19 protein-coding genes are annotated in these 16,689 nt (G+C 71.2%); 5 read left to right on the top strand and 14 right to left on the bottom strand.

Translation table 11 applies throughout. From position 1 onward, the window contains the following. Nucleotides 1-74: 74 nt before the first annotated feature. From ACFQ7C_RS13570 to ACFQ7C_RS13545, 6 genes are all read right to left on the bottom strand, one after another. A complete protein-coding gene (locus ACFQ7C_RS13570; protein ID WP_378901885.1) occupies nt 75-1,109 on the bottom strand; it encodes an iron-siderophore ABC transporter substrate-binding protein in 1,035 nt (344 codons plus the stop codon). A 178-nt stretch (nt 1,110-1,287) separates the two neighbouring features. Continuing rightward, nucleotides 1,288-1,935 (bottom strand): biotin transporter BioY, encoded by a 648-nt coding sequence (locus ACFQ7C_RS13565; protein WP_378901882.1) that lies wholly within the window; start codon nt 1,933-1,935, stop codon nt 1,288-1,290. A 5-nt stretch (nt 1,936-1,940) separates the two neighbouring features. Beyond that, complete coding sequence (locus ACFQ7C_RS13560; RefSeq protein ID WP_378901879.1) at nt 1,941-3,290, bottom strand: acyltransferase; 1,350 nt, start codon at nt 3,288-3,290, stop codon at nt 1,941-1,943. Between the two features lie 96 nt (nt 3,291-3,386). Further along, nucleotides 3,387-4,058 carry a response regulator gene (locus ACFQ7C_RS13555; RefSeq protein WP_378901876.1) on the bottom strand — a complete coding sequence of 224 codons (672 nt, stop codon included), beginning with the start codon at nt 4,056-4,058 and terminating at the stop codon, nt 3,387-3,389. Then, the gene (locus ACFQ7C_RS13550; RefSeq protein WP_378901873.1) at nt 4,055-5,314 is read right to left on the bottom strand and encodes a sensor histidine kinase; all 1,260 of its coding nucleotides are present in this window, start codon (nt 5,312-5,314) and stop codon (nt 4,055-4,057) included. Before ACFQ7C_RS13550 ends, ACFQ7C_RS13555 begins: the two co-directional genes overlap by 4 nt. 4 nt (nt 5,315-5,318) lie before the next feature. Continuing rightward, on the bottom strand, nt 5,319-5,954 hold the full coding sequence (locus ACFQ7C_RS13545; protein WP_378901870.1) for a DedA family protein: 636 nt from the start codon (nt 5,952-5,954) through the stop codon (nt 5,319-5,321). Between the two features lie 167 nt (nt 5,955-6,121). On the opposite strand from ACFQ7C_RS13545, the gene ACFQ7C_RS13540 reads away from it, so the two are divergent. Continuing rightward, entirely contained in the window at nt 6,122-7,720 is a 1,599-nt protein-coding gene (locus ACFQ7C_RS13540; protein ID WP_159844433.1) for an ABC-F family ATP-binding cassette domain-containing protein, read from the top strand. A gap of 102 nt (nt 7,721-7,822) precedes the next feature. Here the strand turns inward: ACFQ7C_RS13540 and ACFQ7C_RS13535 are convergent, their stop codons facing one another. The 4 genes from ACFQ7C_RS13535 to ACFQ7C_RS13520 form a co-directional block, all read right to left on the bottom strand. Further along, nucleotides 7,823-8,716 (bottom strand): SURF1 family protein, encoded by an 894-nt coding sequence (locus ACFQ7C_RS13535; protein ID WP_378901868.1) that lies wholly within the window; start codon nt 8,714-8,716, stop codon nt 7,823-7,825. Next, nucleotides 8,713-8,943, bottom strand: a complete 231-nt coding sequence (locus tag ACFQ7C_RS13530) for a hypothetical protein (protein WP_378901866.1) — start codon at nt 8,941-8,943, stop codon at nt 8,713-8,715. Before ACFQ7C_RS13530 ends, ACFQ7C_RS13535 begins: the two co-directional genes overlap by 4 nt. Continuing rightward, the gene (locus ACFQ7C_RS13525; RefSeq protein ID WP_378901863.1) at nt 8,940-9,299 is read right to left on the bottom strand and encodes a DUF3099 domain-containing protein; all 360 of its coding nucleotides are present in this window, start codon (nt 9,297-9,299) and stop codon (nt 8,940-8,942) included. The genes ACFQ7C_RS13530 and ACFQ7C_RS13525 overlap by 4 nt, the downstream gene beginning before the upstream one ends. Before the next feature lie 66 nt (nt 9,300-9,365). Then, nucleotides 9,366-9,890, bottom strand: a complete 525-nt coding sequence (locus ACFQ7C_RS13520; protein ID WP_378901860.1) for a DUF4190 domain-containing protein — start codon at nt 9,888-9,890, stop codon at nt 9,366-9,368. Nucleotides 9,891-10,016: 126 nt separating this feature from the next. Here ACFQ7C_RS13520 and fabG point away from each other — a divergent pair, with 126 nt between their 5' ends. Then, the gene (gene fabG, locus ACFQ7C_RS13515) at nt 10,017-10,727 is read left to right on the top strand and encodes a 3-oxoacyl-ACP reductase FabG (RefSeq protein WP_378901857.1); all 711 of its coding nucleotides are present in this window, start codon (nt 10,017-10,019) and stop codon (nt 10,725-10,727) included. A 16-nt stretch (nt 10,728-10,743) separates the two neighbouring features. Here the strand turns inward: fabG and ACFQ7C_RS13510 are convergent, their stop codons facing one another. From ACFQ7C_RS13510 to ACFQ7C_RS13500, 3 genes are all read right to left on the bottom strand, one after another. Then, complete coding sequence (locus ACFQ7C_RS13510) at nt 10,744-11,451, bottom strand: alpha/beta fold hydrolase (protein WP_378901854.1); 708 nt, start codon at nt 11,449-11,451, stop codon at nt 10,744-10,746. Nucleotides 11,452-11,513: 62 nt separating this feature from the next. Then, nucleotides 11,514-12,155: a phosphoserine phosphatase SerB gene (gene serB / locus ACFQ7C_RS13505; RefSeq protein WP_378901851.1), complete on the bottom strand. Its 642-nt coding sequence runs from the start codon at nt 12,153-12,155 to the stop codon at nt 11,514-11,516. Between the two features lie 42 nt (nt 12,156-12,197). Then, nucleotides 12,198-13,442 (bottom strand): glucose-1-phosphate adenylyltransferase, encoded by a 1,245-nt coding sequence (locus ACFQ7C_RS13500; RefSeq protein WP_378901848.1) that lies wholly within the window; start codon nt 13,440-13,442, stop codon nt 12,198-12,200. A 77-nt stretch (nt 13,443-13,519) separates the two neighbouring features. Between ACFQ7C_RS13500 and glgA the strand changes: the two genes are divergently transcribed. The 3 genes from glgA (at nt 13,520) to ACFQ7C_RS13485 (ending at nt 15,884) form a co-directional block, all read left to right on the top strand. Next, complete coding sequence (gene glgA / locus ACFQ7C_RS13495) at nt 13,520-14,713, top strand: glycogen synthase (protein ID WP_378901845.1); 1,194 nt, start codon at nt 13,520-13,522, stop codon at nt 14,711-14,713. 9 nt (nt 14,714-14,722) lie between these two features. Beyond that, on the top strand, nt 14,723-15,508 hold the full coding sequence (locus ACFQ7C_RS13490) for an ABC transporter ATP-binding protein (RefSeq protein WP_378901842.1): 786 nt from the start codon (nt 14,723-14,725) through the stop codon (nt 15,506-15,508). Nucleotides 15,509-15,629: 121 nt separating this feature from the next. Continuing rightward, a complete protein-coding gene (locus ACFQ7C_RS13485) occupies nt 15,630-15,884 on the top strand; it encodes a type B 50S ribosomal protein L31 (protein ID WP_045302322.1) in 255 nt (84 codons plus the stop codon). 54 nt (nt 15,885-15,938) lie between these two features. Here the strand turns inward: ACFQ7C_RS13485 and ACFQ7C_RS13480 are convergent, their stop codons facing one another. Then, nucleotides 15,939-16,670 (bottom strand): exonuclease domain-containing protein, encoded by a 732-nt coding sequence (locus ACFQ7C_RS13480; protein WP_378901837.1) that lies wholly within the window; start codon nt 16,668-16,670, stop codon nt 15,939-15,941. Between the last annotated feature and the right edge of the window lie 19 nt (nt 16,671-16,689).

The raw sequence follows: 16,689 nt of genomic DNA, 5'->3' as shown, positions 1-16,689 counted from the left end.
CGCCGCAGGGTTGCGGCGTCCGGCAGCGGTGCGCGGGTCTCGGTGACGGTCACCCGATCGAATTCCTGCCGGGGTCAGCCGGCGACGAGGGCATCGTTGAGCAGTGCGAAGTACTGGTCGACGCCCCAGCCGATCGACAGCGGCGACGGGTTGGCGGAGGCCGCCAGCGGAGTCGCCTCTTCGAGGATCGCGATGCGGCCCTCGGCGATCGCCGGGATCTGCGACAGCAGAGGGTCGGCCTGCAGCTGCGCGATGATGGAGCCGCTCGCGTCGCCGTAGGTGACGAACACGTCGACGTCGGCGAAGCGGTCGGCCTGCTCGGCGCTCACCGAGGTGTAGAACTGGACGCCGTCCGACTCCTCCTCGACGACGGCGGGCACGGGGAACCCGAGGCCCTCGAGGAAGCCGGGGCGGGTGTCGAGGCTCGTGTAGAAGCCGATCTGGCTGAAGTCCGACGGGTCGATGTACGAGAACAGCACCTTGGAGTCGGCGAGCCCGGGGTAGTCCGCCAGCGCCGCGTCGACCTCGCCGTGGAGCTCCTCGATGAGCGCGTCGCCCTCCTCCGACAGGCCCAGCGCCTTCGAGTTGAGACGGATCATGTCTTCGTAGGAGGTGCCCCACGCGACCTCGGGGTACGCGACGACGGGAGCGATCTTCGACAGGGTGTCGTACTCCTCCTGCGTGAGCCCCGAGTAGGCGGCGAGGATGACGTCGGGCTGCGTGTCGGCGACGGCCTCGAAGTCGATGCCGTCGGCCTCGTCGAACAGGACGGGCGTCTCGGCGCCGAGCTCCTCGAGCTGGTCCTCGACCCACGGCAGCACGCCGTCGCCGTCGTCGTCGCCCCACGTGACCTCCGCCATGCCGACCGGCACGACGCCGAGGGCGATCGGCACCTCCTGGTTGGACCAGGCGACGGTCGCCACGCGCTCGGGCTTGGACTCGACGACGGTCTCGCCGAACGCGTGCTCGATCGTGACGGGGAACCCTGCGCCCGACCCGCCCGCGGCGGTGTCGTCGGTGGTGTCGGCGGCCGAACTGGCGCATCCGACGAGGGCGATCGCGGCGATGGCGAGCGTCGCCGTGGCGGCGACGGGGCGGTTGAGGCGCACGGAAATCCTCCGAGAAGTTTTTAGGTAAGGATGCCCTTAGCGAGGGCGGGTAAGGCCAACCTTACCCAGCAGTTTCCCAGATCGCGAATCCGTCCCGTCACAGTCCGGGGAATGCGAAAGCCCCGGCTGTGGCGCCGGGGCTTTCGATATGACGGATGCTGCGGGCCGCAGCATCCGTTCAGTTCTTGGTCTGATCCGCCTTGCGGACGAGCGCCCACGCACCCGGGATGATCGCCGCCGCGAGCGCGGCCTTGATGAGACCGCCGACGATGAAAGGCAGCAGGCCGACCTCGAGGAGCGCGCCGAACGAGTAGTCCAGGCCCATCACGACGTTGAGGATGAACGCCATGTAGGGGATGCCGAACAGGAACGGCACGACGCTGGCGGCGGCGAAGCCGAGGAACGCCAGCGCAGGACGGCGGTCCCAGGCGCGCTGGGCGAACCAGCCGGCGACGAACGCCGAGAAGATGAACCCGATCACGAACCCGAAGCTGGGCTTGCCCACGGCGGCGACGGTGCCGGTGAAGCCGGCGAACACCGGGAGGCCCGCGAGGCCGACGAGCATGTAGGTCGTGAGGGCCGCCGCACCGCGCCATGCGCCGAGGGCGGCGCCGACGACGATGACCCCCAGCGTCTGGCCCGTGATCGGCACGGGCCACAGCGGGATCTCGACCTGGGCGAGGAGGGCGACGATGGTCGCGCCGGCGATGACGAGTCCGGCATCGAGGGCGAACGCGCGGGCGCGCGAGGACGGGCGGGCGATGACGTCGGCGAGCACGCGACGGGTGCCGGCGGAGGCGGTCGGGACGGCGGCGATGGATGACATGGCACTCAGCCTAGGGGGAGGGCGGGGCCGGTTCTTGGACGGGATCCACGAATGATCCACGGATCCGCTGTCCGGCTCCTACGAGCGCGTGCCCGCGGTGCGCGTGCGAGCCGGAGCGCGATGGCGAGGAGCGCAGCGGCGACGGCCGCGGCGAGAACGCTCGTGCCCGCTACCAGCAGAAGCGCGACAGCCGACGTTCCGGCCGCGGTCGCGAGGGCGACGCGCCAGGCCGAGCGCGTGCTGCGCGGCGAGGGAATCGCCTCGATGCGGGCGAGCGGCCATGCGACGATCGCTGTCGCCGCGAGCGCGAGCGCCAGCCATGCCGGGCGCGAGAGCCACCACCCCGCGCCGTCGACCGCAGGGAGCGGCAGGGTGGTGACCATCGCGCCGAGGGCCGCCAGCCCGGCCAGGCACAGCAGCACGGGCATGTGCCACAGGTAGACGGTCATCGCGCGCGGCGTGACGAACCGCGTGACGGCGGCGGGGACGCGCCGCGCGGCCAGCTCTTCCAGCCGTCCGCGGAACAGCGAGAAGAGAGCGGTGTGGGCGACGCCGACGAGCAGCAGCGCCGTCGTCGGCGGGTTGATGTTCGCCACCAGATCGGGAGAGTGGATGCCGGTCGCGAACGCGGCGGCGAGCGCAGCGACGGCGGTGGCCGCCGCCAGCCGGCGCGCGCGGCGGGACAGGGCGTCGATCCTCCCGTCCGCCAGGAAGAAGCCGAGCTGCTGCAGAGTCAGCCACACGAAGGCGAGGTTGAGGTAGCCGAGCGCGTCGATGCCCGTGCCGAGGCGGATCACGTCGACGACCGCCGCACCCACGGCGAGCACCGCGATCGTCCGGAGGGGCGCGTCTTCGTGCAGCCGAACGAGCGCCGGCAGCAGGGCCTGGCAGACGAGGAACACGCCGAGGAACCACAGCGGCTGCGAGAACCGGAAGCCTGCGAGGGCGATGAGGTCCGGTGGGGTGCCCACGGCCGCGAGAAGCGCGAGGATCACGCCCGCGGTGGCGATCGTGACCAGCGCGGGCAGCAGGAGGCGGTGGATCCGCCCGGCGACGAAGCCCGGACCCTCGCCGCCCCGCGCGCGAGCGCGCCGGAACGCGGTGGCGCCCGAGAACCCGCCGATCACGAAGAAGAGGGGCATCACCTGGAGCACCCAGCTGAGCGGGACGATCCACCACGTCCCGTCGCTGGCGTTGACGAACGACGGGCCGCCATCCCCGACGCCGACGCCGACCATCATGGCGTGCAGGACGACCACGCCGATGACGCACATCGCGCGCACGAAGTCGATCGCGCGGTCCCTGCCGGAGGCGGCGGGCGGGGGTGCCGCGGTGGCGGCGAGAATGGTGGTCATGGATCCTCCTCGGAATGCGTCCCGGGAAGGCTAGGAACGCGGTGAGTCGGAGGACATCGCCTTCTGGGGTGGTCTCGTCCTCACCCCGCAGGGGGATCAGCCGGCGGGCTCGACCAGACCCGCGTCGTACGCGAAGATCACCGCCTGCACGCGGTCGCGCGCGCCGAGCTTGGCGAGCACCTTGCCGACGTGCGTCTTGACCGTCTGCTCCGAGATGAACAGGTCGGCGGCGATCTCAGCGTTGGATCGGCCACCCCCGATGAGGGTGAGGACCTCGCGCTCGCGCTCGGTGAGCTCGCCCAGCATCGCGGCGGCACGCCCCGCGCGCGGCCGCCGTGCCGCGAAGTGCTCGATCATGCGTCGCGTCACGCTCGGCGCCAGGAGCGCGTCGCCGGCCGCGACGACGCGGACGGCATGGACGAGATCCTCTGGCAGCGCGTCCTTGAGCAGGAAGCCGCTGGCGCCGGCCTCGAGCGCGTCGTAGACGTAGTCGTCGATGTCGAACGTCGTGAGCATGAGGATGCGCGGAACGTGCGCGGCGGGGTAGGCCGGACCCAGGATGCGACGTGTGGCGGCGATGCCGTCGAGCTCCGGCATGCGGACGTCCATCAGCACGACGTCTGGGTTCAGCCGCGCGGAGAGGGCGACAGCCTCGGCCCCGTCGGCGGCCTGGCCGACGACGCGGACATCCTCCTGCGCGTCCAGGAGCGCCGCGAAACCCGCGCGCACCATGGCCTGGTCGTCGGCGACGAGCACGCTGATGGTCATTGTGAGCCTCCGTCGATCCGGGCCGGGGGAGCCGCCGGGACAGGTCCCGTGAGCGGGAGGACGGCCCGCACGGTCCAGCCGCCGTCCGCGTCCGGCCCGGCGCTCACCGTCCCGCCCACGAGCGCGGCGCGCTCGCGCATGCCGAGGAGGCCGTGGCCCCGCTCCGGCGCACCGCGCTCGGCCTCGCCGGACGACCCGTTGCGGACGTGCAGACGCACGGCCGCGGCATCCGTCTCCAGGGTGAGCTCGATGCGGGAGTGCGGGGCGTGCCGCACGGCATTGCTCAGCGCTTCCTGCACGATGCGGAAAGCCGCGACGTCGACCGCGGCCGGCACCGCGTCCGGTGCCGGCGCGAGGGAGGCCTCGATGTCGGCGCCCGCGCGTCGCAGCGCCTGCACGAGATCCGGGATGTCGCGCAGCCCCTGCTGCGGCGCCAGCTCCTGCGGCTGATCGTCGGTGCGCAGCACGCCGAGCAGGCGGCGCATCTCGGTGAGCCCCTCGCGGGCGGTGCGGGCGATGTCGTCGAACTCGTGGATCGCCGCGTCGGGCAGACCCGGCACCCGGTACCGCGCGGTGGACGCCTGCACCTGGATGAGAGACATCCCGTGCGCGACCACGTCGTGCAGCTCCCGGGCGATGCGGGTGCGCTCCTCGACGAGCAGGCGACGGGACTGCTCGAGTGCTGCCAGCTCGCGCTCCCGCGTGAGCTCGGCGCCGACGCGCAGCCGGCTGGCGACGAGGACGGCCACCAGCAGCGCGGCGCCCGACACCGACGTGACGATGACCAGGTTCACGATGGCGGCGACCAGGGGATAGGCGCCCGACAGCGTGAAGGCCACCGCGAGGGTTCCGGCGATGGAGAGGATCCAGGCGACCACGGCGAGGCGCCACCCGTGGACGATCGCCAGCACGCCGACGAAGAGGATGAGCGCGAGCATCGCGGGCACCGACCATGGCCAGGGCCACTCCTCGCCGCCGAGTTCGGCGACCGGAAGGGGCAGCGCGATCGCCGAGGTGACGAAGAGCGCGGTCGCCCACCGGGGGAACCGCACCGCCAGCACCGGCGCGGCGCAGGCGAGTGACCCGCACAGGAACGCGAAGGCCGCAGGCTGACGGTAGAGCGTGATCAGCACGGGCACGAGCACCGAGAAGAGGGCGACGGCGGTGAGCGCCAGCGCGCCGAAGGCAGCCGTCCGGACGTTCGGGCGGCGCCACGGCCGCGGCGGGGCGCTCACGGGCGAAGAGGTGTCGCGCACGATGTCATCCTGTCAGCCGTGAGGCGCTCGCACCCGGGGCGGGAGCGGCGCGGCGGGCGCGCAGGGCGACGAGGCGGTCGAGGACGAGCCCGAGCCCGATCGCCAGCACGACCCCGAGCCCCGCGCTCAGCAGCGGCTGGTCCTTCAGCCAGGTGCCTGCCAGCAGCCCGATCGCGATGCTGTACGCGGCCCAGCATGCGCCTGCCGCCACCGTCAGCGCGGCGAACCGCCGCCACGGGTAGGCCAGGGCACCGGCCGACACGTTGACCGCCACGCGCCCGATGGGGATGAAGCGCGCCCCCAGGATGAGCGCGGCCCCTCGTCGATCGAGCGCGCCGCCCGCCCGGACCAAGGCACCTGCCACGCGCGGTCGTCGCATCCACGCGAATCTCGTCGTGCCGGTCCGCCGGCCGATCGCGAAGGCGATGTTGTCTCCGACGACGGCTCCCACCGCCGCCGCGACGCCGAGTGCGACAAGGTGAGGATCACCGGTGGATGCTGCGACCGCCGCCGCTGCGACGAGCAGCGTCTCGCTCGGCACCGGCGGGAAGAAGCCGTCGATCAGCGCCACGGCGAACATCGCGAGGTACAGCCACGGGGACGCAACGGCCTGGAGAACGAGGTCGGAGATGAGATCCACCCCGGAACGGTATGCGCGCGGTACGGGCCGCGGCATCCCTCTGAGGTATCGACCCGGGTCCCTCTGCAGACGTATCCGGGCGAACCGGGGGTGGGGTGCGCCCCGTATACTGGGAGGCTGGCCGTTCGGCCACCTCCCCATCTCCATCGACGGATCGGACTTCCGCTGTGCTCGCCGTGCACGACCTCGAGATCCGCGTGGGCGCCCGCGTGCTCATGTCGGACGTCTCCTTCCGCGTCTCGGACGGCGACAAGATCGGTCTCGTCGGCCGCAACGGCGCCGGCAAGACGACGCTGACCAAGGTGCTCGCAGGCGACCTCATCCCCGCGGACGGCAAGGTCGAGCGCTCCGGCGAGCTCGGCTACCTGCCGCAGGACCCGCGCTCAGGGGACCCCGAGATGCTGGCGCGCACGCGCATCCTCGACGCCCGCGGCCTCGGCACGCTCGCGATCGGCATGCACGAGGCATCCCTCGCGATGGGCGACGGCGACGAGGCGGTCGCTGCGAAGGCGATGCGCAAGTACGCGAACCTCACCGAGCGCTTCGAGGCGCTCGGCGGCTACGCGGCCGAGGCCGAAGCGGCGTCGATCGCCCACAACCTCTCGCTGCCGGACCGCATCCTCGACCAGCCTCTGAAGACCCTGTCGGGCGGTCAGCGGCGCCGCATCGAACTCGCGCGCATCCTGTTCTCGGACGCGCAGACGATGATCCTCGACGAGCCGACCAACCACCTCGACGCCGACAGCGTCGTGTGGCTGCGCGAGTTCCTCAAGGGCTACAAGGGCGGGCTCATCGTGATCTCGCACGACGTCGAGCTCGTCGGCGAGACCGTGAACCGCGTCTTCTACCTCGATGCGAACCGCCAGGTCATCGACGTCTACAACATGAACTGGAAGAACTACCTGCGCCAGCGGGTGGCCGACGAGGAGCGCCGCAAGAAGGAGCGGGCCAACGTCGAGAAGAAGGCCACCGTGCTGCAGCAGCAGGCGGCCCGGTTCGGGGCCAAGGCGTCGAAGGCCGCTGCCGCCCATCAGATGGTGGCGCGCGCCGAGAAGATGCTCGCCGGGCTCGACGAGGTGCGCCAGGAGGAGCGTGTCGCGAAGCTGCGCTTCCCGAAGCCCGCACCCTGCGGCAAGACACCCCTCATGGCATCGGGCCTGTCGAAGTCGTACGGCTCGCTCGAGATCTTCACCGACGTGGACCTCGCCATCGACCGTGGTTCGAAGGTCGTGATCCTGGGGCTCAACGGCGCGGGGAAGACGACGCTGCTGCGCATCCTCGCGGGTGTCGACCAGCCCGACACCGGCCAGCTCGAGCCCGGTCACGGACTCAAGATCGGGTACTACGCCCAGGAGCACGAGAACCTCGACGTCTCGCGCTCGGTGCTCGAGAACATGATGTCGGCGGCGCCCGACATCACGGCGACCGAGGCCCGCAAGGTGCTCGGCTCGTTCCTGTTCACCGGCGACGACGTGCTGAAGCCCGCGGGCGTTCTGTCGGGCGGCGAGAAGACGCGCCTCTCGCTCGCGACGCTCGTCGTGTCGTCGGCGAACATGCTGCTGCTCGACGAGCCCACGAACAACCTCGACCCCGCATCGCGGGAAGAGATCCTCGGGGCGCTCGCGCACTACGAGGGGGCCGTCGTGCTCGTGTCGCACGACGAGGGCGCCGTCGAGGCGCTCAACCCCGAGCGCGTGCTCATCCTGCCCGACGGCGTCGAAGACATCTGGGGCCGCGACTACGCCGACCTCGTCTCTCTCGCGTAGCCCGTCGGCAGCGCGCACGGCGTCGGAGGTCTTGCGCGACGCGCCGGACACGGATGCCGCCACCCGGCGTGTCGCCGCGGCGTTCCGACTCCGTGCTCGGGGTCAGCGGCCCGTGGCGTCGAGGAGGGCGTCCTCGTCCTCGGCGTCGCGATCGCGGCGACGGCGGGGTGCCGGCGGCGCGGGGGTCTCAGCATCCGTCGCGTCGATCGCCGACTGGGCGTCCTCCGCGTCCTCGCGGCGGTGACGGCGCTCGGTGCGGATGACGTAGCCGATGAATACGAAGCCCATGACCGCGAACAGGATCCACTGGATCGCGTACGAGAGGTGCGGCCCGGGGTCGTCCGACGGCGGCTCGAGCGCGCTCGGCGTGGTCGCCGGCGCCGGGTCCTCCGACATCAGGACGCCATAGGCGCTCTTCTCGAGGTCCTCACCCGCGTCCGGCGAGATCGTGTCGGCGACGAGGCCGAGGTTGATCGTCGGCACCTGGCCTTCGGGCGCGGAGCGCCCCGACGACGGCAGCGCCTCGCCCGGCCGCAGCCGCACGATCACCGTCGCCTCGCCGGAAGGGGGAGCGGGGATCGCGTCGGGAACGGGCTGGTCCTTGCCCGGCGGCACCCAGCCGCGATCGACGAGCAGCACGCGCCCGTCGTCGAGGCGGAACGGGACGAGCACCTCGAAGGCAGAGGTGCCTCCGTGCGGACGGTTGCGGACGAGGACCTGCTCGTCGGCCAGGTAGGTCCCGGTGAGGATCACCGGATGCCATTCGTCCTGCGCGGCGAACTCCCCGTCGGCGGGGATGAGCTCGGCCAGCGGCACCGGCGCCGCGTCGTAGTTCTCGGCGACGAGGTCGAGCTGCGCCGAGCGCTCCTGGTTGCGGGTGAACTGCCAGTTCGACAGGAAGGCGCACGCGATCGCGAACACGACGGCGAGGGCGATGTAGATCGCCCACCGGCCCGCCCGGGGCAGATTCTGCATGCTGACGGCGCGGGGGCTCATCGCGCGGCCTCCGTCGGGGTCAGCGGGGAGACCGACACCGGGAAGTCGCGGGCCGCCAGGAACTCGCGGAGGTACGCCACGTGCTCATCGCACGCGACCCAGGTCTTGCGGCGGTCCTCCGCGTGGATGCGGGGATTGCGCCAGTCGATGCGCCATCGCGCCGGGGCGCGGCATCCTGCCCGCGAGCAGATCGCGTCGACGACCTGATCGCGTTCGCCGTCGCTCATGCGGTCCGGTCCGGATCGTCGTCGGTGATCGCCCGGGTCTCTTCGACGCGGATGATGCGGGTCTCGGGCGGCGGTGCGGACGGAGTGGCGGGCAGGGCGGGCTCCGGGTCCTCGCGGCGGTTGCGCCGGCCCTCCTGCCCGACGTTCGCGGAGACGACCGCGATGTACGGCAGGAAGATCGCCGCGGCGCCGAACACCCACGTGTACCAGCCGTACGGCGTGATGACCACCATGAGGATGAAGCAGGCGACGCGGATGCCCATCGTCACCAGATACCGGGTCGAGCGCGCGTCGACGTCGTCGCGTGGGGAACGCGGCAGGGATGTCGCCGACGGGGCGTGGCTGGAACTCTTCACGGTACTTCCAGGGTACGCCGGTTGCACCGGGCGGTCGCCCCGGGAACGGGTCCCGGGGCGACCGGTTCAGGAGCCGTACGCGCTGTACGAGCCGTACTGCCCGTAGACCCCGGCGAGGAACACGAAGAAGAAGATCGCGGCGATGATGCCGAGGACCGTCAGGCCCAGGCCGACCCAGCCGACGATCGTGCCGGCGAGAGCCATGCCGCGTCCCTGCTCGCCGCTCGTCTTGAGCTGGTTGAGCGACATGTGACCGGTGATCACGCCGACGACCGAGCCGATGAACGGGAGGATCACGAAGCTCGAGATCGACGCGATGAGCGACACGATCGCGAGCGTGTTCGTCTTCGCCGGTGCGCCGTACCCGTAGCCCGGGGCGGCTCCGTACGCGGGCGCCGCGCCGTACGCGGGTGCGCTGCCGTACGCGGGTGCCGCGGGTGCACCGTACGCGGGCGGGGGATAGGCGCCCTGGGCGGGAGGGGGGTACGCGCCCGGCGTGGGCGGGGCGGGCTGATCCGCGGCCGGAGCGGGCGGAACCGGCGGGTACGCGCCCGGTTCCGGTGCGGGGTTCTGCGGGGTGTTGTCGCTCACGGCGAGGCCTTTCGTCTGTGTCTGGGACCAGAGTCCCAGCGCCGCCGTGGGGTGTCAAACGGGCCGGTCGTGCGGGCGTCCGCCGGTAGGCTGGTGCGGATCCGCCACAACCCCGGGAGTGCCAGCATGTCCACCGATCGCGTCGTCCTCGTCACCGGCGGAAACCGCGGCATCGGCCGCGCCATCGCGGAGCGCTTCGTCGCCGAGGGCTACAAGGTCGCCGTCACCGCACGCTCCGGCGAGGGTCCCGAGGGCACGCTCACCGTGCGGGCGGACGTGACGGATGCTGCAGCCGTCGACGCCGCGTTCACCGAGGTCGAGACCGCCCTGGGCCCGGTCGGGATCGTCGTCGCGAACGCCGGCATCACAAAGGACACCCTCCTCCTGCGCATGACCGAGGAGGACTTCGACAGCGTGGTCTCCACGAACCTCGGCGGCGCGTTCCGCGTCGTCAAGCGCGCCTCCAAGGGCATGCTGCGTGCTCGCTGGGGCCGCGTCGTGCTCATCTCGAGCGTCGTCGGGCTGTACGGCTCGGCGGGACAGATCAACTACGCCGCCTCCAAGAGCGCGCTCGTGGGCTTCGCCCGCTCCCTCACCCGTGAGCTCGGCGGCCGCGGGATCACGGCCAACGTCGTGGCTCCCGGCTTCATCGAGACCGACATGACGGCCGAGCTCTCGGACGAGACGCAGGCCGAGTACAAGAAGAACATCCCCGCCGGGCGTTTCGCCTCTCCCGACGAGGTCGCCGGCGTCGTGACGTGGATCGCGTCGGACGACGCGGCCTACATCTCCGGCGCCGTGATCCCGGTCGACGGCGGCCTCGGCATGGGGCACTGAACCCACGCCGCAGCGCTCAGCCGATCGCGCGCAGGATCGCCTCGGCGACGGCGCCCGGCTGCGAGAACTGCGGCCAGTGGCCCGTGGGTTCACCCTCGTCGTTGAGCTGGATGATCTGGAGGTCCTCGACGGCCACGAGTTCCGCAGCCCAGTCCGGTGCGGCGGCGATGATCTGGCGGATCTGCGCCTCCGGCATGGTGCCGGTGATCATGGTCATGGGGACGGAGCGCCGTCTGTCGTCGGTGAGCCGCAGCGGGTCGGTGGGGATGCGCTCGGGCACCGAGGCGGTGCGCGCCGCGGCATCGGCACGGGTCTGCGCATCGAGATCGCCGACCTCTTCTTCGTCGAAGAACTCCCACCCCGGGAAGGGAACCACGCCGTCGACGACCGGAAGCTCGGAGATCGAGCCGCCGTCGCCCTGAGGGAAGGTGTCGAGGAAGACGATGTGCGCGATGCGATCAGGGCGCGCGTCGAGGGCACCGTAGACCACGTTGCCACCGCCGGAATGACCGACCAGCGTGATCTCGCCGTCGAGTCGGTCGATCGCCGCCACGGTCGCGTCGATCCACTCAGCCATGCCGATGTCGCGGCTCGCGGCGGCCGGTGCGCCGACCCCCGGCATCGTCAGCGGGTGGGTCCGGTGCCCCGCCGCCTCGAGCGCCGGAGTCACCTCGCCCCATGAGGACGCGTCGAGCCACAGGCCGGGAACGAGGATGATGTGCATGGTCCGACGCTATCGACGACCCCCGACATCGGAACACCCCTCGGGCGCCGTCGCGATGCGGCCTACGGCAGCAGCGGGATGACCTCGGCGAGGTCGATCGGGCCGACGACCACGTCGGCGCGCTCCCGCACCGCGGGCTTCGCGTTGAACGCGACGCCGAGTCCGGCGACGGCCATCATCTCCAGGTCGTTGGCGCCGTCGCCGATCGCCAGCGTGCGGCTGAGGGGCACGCCGCGCTCGTCGGCCCATTCGCGCAGCGCGGCGGCCTTGCCCGCAGCATCCACGATCCCGCCGTCGACGGTGCCACTCAGCACGCCGTCGCGCGTCGCGAGCCGGTTCGCCCGCCACACGTCGACACCGAGGTCGGGCGCCACGGTGTCGAGGATCTCGTGGAACCCGCCCGACACCACCCCCACGACGCCGCCGCGCTCGTGCGCGGCCGCGATGAGCTCGCGCACGCCCGGGGTCGGCTCGATGCGCGCGAGCACGCGCGCGAACGCCGTCACCGGCACCCCCTCGAGGGCTTCGACACGGGAGCGCAGGCTCGTCGCGAAATCGACCTCGCCGCGCATCGCGGCCTCTGTGGCCGCCGCCACCTCGGCTCCGCGCCCCGCCTGGTCGGCGATCAGTTCGATGACCTCGTTGCGGATGAGGGTGGAGTCGGCGTCGAGCACGACGAGGAAGCGGGCGGGAGCAGCGGGCATGCTCCCACGCTAGCCGGACGCGGATGCCGCCTCCGCCGTGTGTCAGCGCTCGACGCGGAACCCCTTGCCGACGACGGTGATGCCGCTGTCGGTGATCGTGAATCCGCGCGCGAGGTCCTTGTCGCGGTCCACGCCGACGGTCGCCCCGTCCTCCAGCACCACGTTCTTGTCGAGGATCGCCCGGTGCACCCGCGCCCCGGCACCGACGTGCACGTGGTCGAACAGCACGGAGTCGGTGATGGTCGATCCGCCGCCGGCGAGCGTCCACGGCCCGACCACGCTGCGCTCGAGATGCGTGCCCGAGAGCACCGACCCGAGCGACACGATCGAGTCGATCGCGTTGCCGATGCGCCCGACCGAGTCGCGCACGAACTTCGCGGGCGGGGAGTTGACCGCCTGCGAGTGGATCGGCCAGTCCATGTTGTAGAGGTTGAAGACCGGGAGCGTCGAGATCAGGTCGCGGTGAGCGTCGAAGAACGAGTCGATGGTTCCCACATCGCGCCAGTAGTAGCGGTCGCGGTCCGTCGATCCCGGCACGTCGTTGCGGTTCATGTCGTAGACGCCGGACTCGCCGCGATCCACGAAATAGGGGATGATGTCGCCGCCCATGTCGTGGTTCGACGTCGGCAGCTCGCCGTCGGACTCGACGGCCTCGATGAGAGCGTCGGTGTCGAAGATGTAGTTGCCCATCGAGGCGAGCACCTGGTTCGGCGCGTCGGACAGGCCGACCGCGTTCTGCGGCTTCTCGAGGAACTCGCGGATCCGCACCGGATCTGCGGGATCGACGTCGATGACGCCGAACTGGTTCGCGAGCGAGATCGGCTGACGGATGCCGGCGACCGTGGCTCGCGCGCCCGATTCGATGTGGGCGGCGAGCATCTGCCGGAAGTCCATGCGGTAGACGTGATCGGCGCCGATCACGACGACGATGTCGGGCTGCTCGTCGTTGATGAGGTTGAGGCTCTGCAGGATCGCGTCCGCCGACCCCGAGAACCAGCGCTTGCCGAGGCGCTGCTGCGCGGGCACGGAGGTGACGTAGGAGTCCAGGAGCGCCGACATCCGCCAGGTCTGCGAGATGTGGCGGTCGAGGCTGTGGGACTTGTACTGCGTCAGCACCACGATCTGCCTCAGGCCCGAGTTGATCAGGTTCGAGATCGCGAAGTCGATGAGCCGGTACTGCCCGCCGAACGGGACTGCGGGCTTGGCGCGGTCCGCGGTCAACGGCATCAGCCGCTTCCCTTCGCCGCCGGCGAGGATGATTCCGAAGACCTTGGGCGCTGCTGGCATGGCACCCACCCTAGGGCCGGCGGGAGATTACGGGTACCCGCTACACGCGGACGTCCACGTGTATTAGGTTTCGTGCCATGCGCGTCGACATCGTGACCAAGGAGTACCCGCCCGAGATCTACGGTGGCGCCGGCGTCCACGTGACGGAGCTCGTCAAGGCGCTGCGCTCCAGCATCGACGTGCGGGTGCGCGCGTTCGGCGCCGAGCGCGACGAGGACGGCACCACGTCCTACGGCGTGCCGGCCGAGCTGGCCGCCGCGAACGCCGCGGTGCAGACCCTCGGCACGGATCTCGAGATCGTGACGGATGTCGCGGGCGCCGACGTCGTGCACAGCCACACCTGGTACGCGAACTTCGCGGGGCACCTCGCGTCGCTGCTGCACGGCATCCCTCACATCGTGACCGCCCACAGCCTCGAGCCCCTGCGCCCGTGGAAGGCCGAGCAGCTCGGCGGCGGCTACGCCGTCTCGAGCTGGATCGAGAAGACGGCGTACGAGGGTGCCGCCGCGATCGTCGCGGTGAGCAACGGCATGCGCGAGGACATCCTCCGCAGCTACCCCTCGCTCGATCCCGAACGCGTGCGGGTGATCTACAACGGCATCGACGTCGAGGCGTGGCATCCCGTCGAGGATCCCGCACTGCTGGCCGAGCTGGGCATCGACCCGGCCAAGCCGTCCGTGGTGTTCGTCGGCCGCATCACGCGCCAGAAGGGCTTGCCCTACTTCCTCCGCGCCGCCGAGCGCCTGCCCGCCGACGTGCAGGTGATCCTCGCTGCCGGCGCGCCCGACACGCCCCAGATCATGGCGGAGGTCGAAGGCCTCGTGCGCGGGCTGCAGGAGACCCGCGAGGGCGTGGTGTGGCTGGATCGGATGCTGTCGCGCCACGAGCTGTGCACGATCCTGAGCGCGGCCACGACGTTCGTCTGCCCCTCGGTCTACGAGCCCCTCGGGATCGTCAACCTCGAGGCGATGGCCTGCGGCGCCGCGGTCGTCGGGACGGCGACCGGCGGCATCCCCGAGGTCGTCGTCGACGGCGTGACCGGTCGCCTGGTGCCCATCGAGCAGGTCCAGGACGGCACCGGCACCCCGACCGACCCCGAGCGGTACGTCGCAGACCTCGCCCGCGTGCTCACCGAGGTCGTGAGCGATCCCGAGCGCGCCCGCGCGTACGGAGCCGCCGGCCGCAAGCGTGCGACGGACGACTTCAGCTGGCAGCGCATCGCCGACCAGACCGCCGCCCTGTACGCGGAGGTGGTCGCCGGCGGCCGATAGGCTGTCAGCATGCCCCAGGTGCTCGAGTTCTCCGACGTCGTCGTCCGCCGAAACGCCCGGAACATCGTCGACCACCTGGACTGGACTATCAACGACGACGAGCGCTGGGTGGTCCTCGGACCGAACGGCGCCGGCAAGACCACCGTGCTGCAGATGGCCGACACTCTGCTGCATCCCACGTCCGGCGTGGTGACGATCATGGGCGAGCGCCTCGGCCGCACCGACGTCTTCGAGCTGCGGCCCCGGATCGGGTTCGCGTCCTCCGCGATGGCGCGTCGCGTGCCGCCGGAGGAGACCGTGCTCAACGTCGTCCTGACGGCGGCGTACTCGGTGCTCGGCCGCTGGCGGGAGGACTATGAGGACATCGACGAGCGTCGTGCGCTGCGCGTGCTCGCGGAGTGGAAGCTCGACCACCTCGCCGACCGCACCTTCGGCACCCTCAGCGACGGCGAGCAGAAGCGCGTGCAGATCGCCCGCGCCGTCATGACCGACCCCGAGCTGCTGCTCCTGGACGAGCCGACCGCCAGCCTCGACCTGGGTGCGCGCGAAGAGCTGCTCATCCTGCTCGGCGGCTACGCGCAGGCGCCCACGACGCCGGCGATGATCATGGTGACGCACCACGTCGAAGAGATCCCCATCGGGTTCACCCACGTGCTGCTGCTGCGCGACGGCCAGGCCGTGGCGTCCGGTCCCATCCGCGACACCCTCACCGCCGAGGCGCTGACCGACGCCTTCGGCGTTCCGATCCGCCTCAGCGAAGACGGCGGTCGCTACGCCGCGCGCGCCGCGCACTGAGCCCCGGATCGGCCGGTTCGGCGACCGCGCAGGAGACTGGTAGAATCTTTCTTTGGTGCGCTCGCACCCCAGACTTTGACCGCCCTGGCAAAATCCAGGGCACCATCCTCAAAGGACCATCATGAAGACTGACCTCCACCCGGACTACCAGGCCGTCGTGTTCCGTGACCTCGGCTCGGGCGAGACCTTCCTCACCCGCTCGACGGTGACCAGCGACAAGACGATCGAGCTCGACGGCGTCGAGTACCCCGTCATCGATGTCGAGATCTCGTCCGCCTCGCACCCGTTCTACACGGGCAAGCAGCGCATCATGGACTCGGCCGGTCGTGTCGAGAAGTTCAACCAGCGCTTCAAGAACTTCGGCGGCTCCAAGTAAGCCTCGAGCACTTCCGGAAGACCCCGCTTCGGCGGGGTCTTCTGCGTTGGCCGCTCAGCGGATCGGCCAGCGGCCGTCGAGGCGCTCATCGGGATCGATCCGCCCGATACGGACGAAGTACTCGGTGAGGCTCTCGGCCTGAGCCCGGGCCCAGCCGATCTGGCGGGTGTGCAGCTCGTGCACGGTCTCGGGCAGCCACGGCGCGAAGCGCTCGGCGAGGGCCTGCGCCACGCGGCCGGCCGCCACCGCGTCGGCCGACGCCTCGTGGGCGGCGTCCAGCCGGACGGCATAGTGGGCGGCGACGACCTCGAGCGTGCGCTTGCCCTTGCGCCACCGGTCGTACGCCTTGTCGACCACCAGCGGGTCGATGACCGGCGACGGATCCTCGATCGGCGTGACGCCGTGGCGCATCGATTCGTACTTCAGCAGCGAGAAGTCGAACGGCGCGTTGTACGCGACGACGGGGATGCCGGCATCGAGCAGTGCGCGTACGGCCGCGACGACTTCGGCCACCACCTCGCCGGCGGGTCGCCCGTCGGCCTGTGCGTGCGCCGTCGAGATCCCGTGGATCGCACTCGCGCCCTCGGGGATCTCGACACCGGGGTCGGCGAGCCAGTCGCGGGCACGGATGACGCGGCCCGAGGCGTCCAGCAGGCCCACGTGAGCCGTCACGATGCGGTCGGCGGTGACGTCGATGCCCGTGGTCTCGAGGTCGAACACTCCGACCATGCGCACCCAGTCCGGCACATCCCACAGCGGCAGCTGTTCGGGATGCGGTCGGCTCATGCCGTTCACGGTATGCGTC

Origin of the sequence: Microbacterium sp. NPDC056569 (assembly GCF_042793475.1) — a bacterium.
Taxonomy (GTDB): domain Bacteria; phylum Actinomycetota; class Actinomycetes; order Actinomycetales; family Microbacteriaceae; genus Microbacterium.
This window is presented reverse-complemented; position numbering and strand designations above follow the sequence as displayed.